Source organism: Sphingobium lactosutens (genome assembly GCF_013393185.1).
Classification (GTDB): domain Bacteria; phylum Pseudomonadota; class Alphaproteobacteria; order Sphingomonadales; family Sphingomonadaceae; genus Sphingobium; species Sphingobium lactosutens_A.
In genome coordinates this window covers 1-3052 of the sequence record NZ_QJQX01000056.1, presented here as the reverse complement: position 1 = coordinate 3052, position 3052 = coordinate 1, and the positions used below count along the sequence as shown (strand labels likewise).

The 3052-nt window shown below is 59.8% G+C and carries 4 pseudogenes; 2 read left to right on the top strand and 2 right to left on the bottom strand.

The window, feature by feature from the left end:
- Positions 1-1041, bottom strand: a pseudogene (locus tag DM806_RS16190) (IS256 family transposase); the annotation flags it as partial.
- A gap of 123 nt (positions 1042-1164) precedes the next feature.
- Between DM806_RS16190 and DM806_RS28015 the strand changes: the two are divergent.
- Together DM806_RS28015 and DM806_RS16185 are read left to right on the top strand one after the other, a co-directional pair.
- Positions 1165-1275, top strand: a pseudogene (locus DM806_RS28015) (IS5/IS1182 family transposase); the annotation flags it as partial.
- A gap of 177 nt (positions 1276-1452) precedes the next feature.
- Positions 1453-2203 (top strand): annotated as a pseudogene (locus DM806_RS16185) (IS5 family transposase).
- Between the two features lie 18 nt (positions 2204-2221).
- On the opposite strand, the pseudogene DM806_RS16180 reads toward DM806_RS16185, so the two are convergent.
- A pseudogene (locus DM806_RS16180) lies at positions 2222-2982 on the bottom strand (IS5 family transposase).
- Positions 2983-3052: the final 70 nt, after the last annotated feature.

Here is a 3052-nt window from a genome sequence, read left to right as displayed (position 1 = left end):
TGCCGATCACGTCTGCCCTTCGCTTGATCTCCTTGTTGACCCTTTCCAGTGGATTTGTGGAGGCGATCTGCGCCCAATGATCCTTGGGGAAGGCCATGTAGGCGAGCACGTCCTCGCGTGATGCGTCCATCATGTCGGCCAGCTTTGGAAACTTCTCGCGCAGGGCATCGGTAACCTGGTCCCACTGCTGTTGCGCCGCCTCGGCCGTCTCCTGCGCGAAGATGGTCTTGATCATGGCAATGACAGCGGGTCGTTGTTTCGGCGCCGCATGGGCGAACGCATTGCGCATCCAGTGCACCCGGCAGCGCTGCTGGGTCGCGGAAAATACCTTGCTGGCGGCAGCGCGCAGCCCTTTGTGATCGTCGGCGATGACCAACTTCACACCGCGCAAGCCTCGGTCAGCCAGAGAGCGCAGGAAGGCTTTCCAGAAAGGTTCGGCTTCCGACGGGCCGGTGGCCACGCCCAGAACCTCGCGTCGGCCATCGGTGTTGACGCCCACCGCGATTATCGCCGCCGTCGAGACAATCCGTCCGCCCTCGCGCACTTTGAGGTAGGTGGCGTCGATCCATAGATAGGGCCACTCGCCTTCAATCGGTCGCGTGAGGAAAGCGTTCACCCGCTCGTCGATCTCGGCAACCAAACGGCTGACCTGGCTCTTTGAAACACCGCTGGCGCCCATCGCCTTGACCAGATCGTCGACCGAACGGGTCGAAACGCCGTGGACGTAGGCTTCCTGGATCACTGCCGCCAAGGCCTTCTCGGCGGTGCGGCGTGGCTCCAGGAAGCTCGGGAAGTAACTGCCTTTGCGCAGCTTCGGGATCGCCAGATCATCCGGCCAGCTCGCGTATCCCAACCCCGCTCGCGGTAGCCGTTGCGGTGGTTCAGCCGCTCCGGGCTGCGTGATCCGCAAGGCACGCCCGTCTTCGCCTCGATCTCGAGATCCATCATACGCTCTGCGGCGAAAGCCAGCATCTCACGCACCAAATCGCTATCAGCCCCTTGCTCAATCAGCTCGACAAGGGCCATTCTGTCCTCGGTCATCGTCTTCTTCTCCAGGTTCGAGTTCGCATCCGAACCCTACCAGAAGATCGACGGTGGCCACCCTCTCAGGGAAACCTTCCTACACCACCCCGCGGGACACGACCGATGGAACCGCATTGTCTTGGCAAGATCACCGATCCCGACCGCAGCGGTTGGAATAATCGACTATTCATGAAGGCGGTGCTGTGGATTGTACAAACGGGCAGACCATGGTGCGATCTGCAAGCCAAGTTCGATGAGGATGGCGCAGCCCAGTTTGCGAGCCGTTGCCCATCTGTTTTACGGCCCCGAATAATCAGCAGGTTTGTCGCCACTTCCATCCATTGATGGGGGCACTGTCAATTCATGTCTGCAAATGCTTCTTGAGCTATGAGACTTCCATCCCCTCTCGAAATCTGACTCAGGCTTTGCATAAGTCGATATGACCTGACCGACTTCGAATGGTGCGTGATCGAACCGCTGTTGCCCAACCAACCACGAGGCATCCGACGCGTTGACGACCGCCGCGTGTCGAACGGCATATTCTGGGTGCTGCGATCCGGTGCGCTATGGCGGGATCTGCCTGAACGCTATGGCTCCGGACCACCTGCCACAATCGCTTTCTGCGTTGGCGCAAGGCAGAGATGTGCGATCGAATGATGGACGCCATCACCACCGCCCATGACGGTGACATCCAGATGATCGACAGCAACTTCCATCCGGGCGCACCAACAGGCTGCGAGGGCAAAAAGGGGGGGGCGGTCGATCACGCGGTGGACTCACGACGAAAATCCATGCCGTCGTCGACGCGCAAGGCCTCCGGTCCAGTTCGGCTTGACTGTTGGCCACGCCCATGATGGGGAAGTTGCCGACGAACTGTTCAACCATTTTGGCCCGCACATGATCGTGCTTGCCGACAAGGCCTGCGATGTAGACCGCGCCCGCACGCTTATCGAGTAACAGGGCACCATACGCAACATCCCGGCCAAATCCAATAGAAAGTGGAAGCCGTGCTTCAACAAACGGCTCTATCGCGCGTAACCTGATCGAGCGATTATTCTCCAAGCTCAAGCACTTCCGCCGTGTTGCCACCCGATACGAAAAGCATATCGAAAACGTCCTCGCCATGGTCCAACTCGCATCAATGTGCCTTTGGGTCCGCACTTATGAGTCTGCGGTCTAGGCTGTGGTGACGATTTAATCATTTGAGCCAGAGCATGATGCTGGCGAGTTTGACAAATCCGAGGAAGTTGGGGGCGAGCTTGTCGTAGCGTGTTGCGATGCGCCGCCATTGTTTGAGTTTGGCGAAGAATCCTTCGATGCCCCAACGCTGTTTGTAGGCGATGCGGTCGTAGCCGTGTTGGTACTTGCGGTGGCGGCGTGGTGGGATGACCGGCTCGCCGCCTTGCTCGTAGATGAGGTCATGCAGGCGGTCGGCATCGTAGGCGCGATCCGCCAGCACCTTGCCTGCCGGGATGCCCCGGATCAGGTCGCAGGCTGGAGCCATGTCGTTTTGCTGTCCGGGGCCAAGAATGAAGCGGATCGGCAGACCGAGGGCATCGACTACGGCGTGGATTTTGGTGCCGAACCCACCTCTCGACCGCCCGAGAGCCTGGGCTTGAACGCCCCCCTTTTTATCCGAGCCCCTGCCGCTTGAGCCTGAGCGCGGATGACAGTGGCATCGATCGCCAGCCATTCGATGTCGGGATCATCGGACACCGCCGCGAATATCCGGTCGATCACACCCTGCTCGATCCAGCGATAATAGCGCCGCTTGGCTGTCTGATAGGGACCAAAGCGTTCGGGAAGATCGCGCCAACGACCGCCTGAGCGCGCCAGCCACAGCAAGGCATCGAGAAAACGCCTGCCGTCGCTACGCGGACCACGCTTACCCTTGCGCCCGCCCGGAACGAACTCCCGCAATCGCTCCCATTGATCGTCCCGAAGTACCTCGCCTTCCACACCAGCCTCCAAAAGCCACTGTTGAATCACAAAGACCCGGCGCCGTGAATCCCTAAAATGTCACTACAGC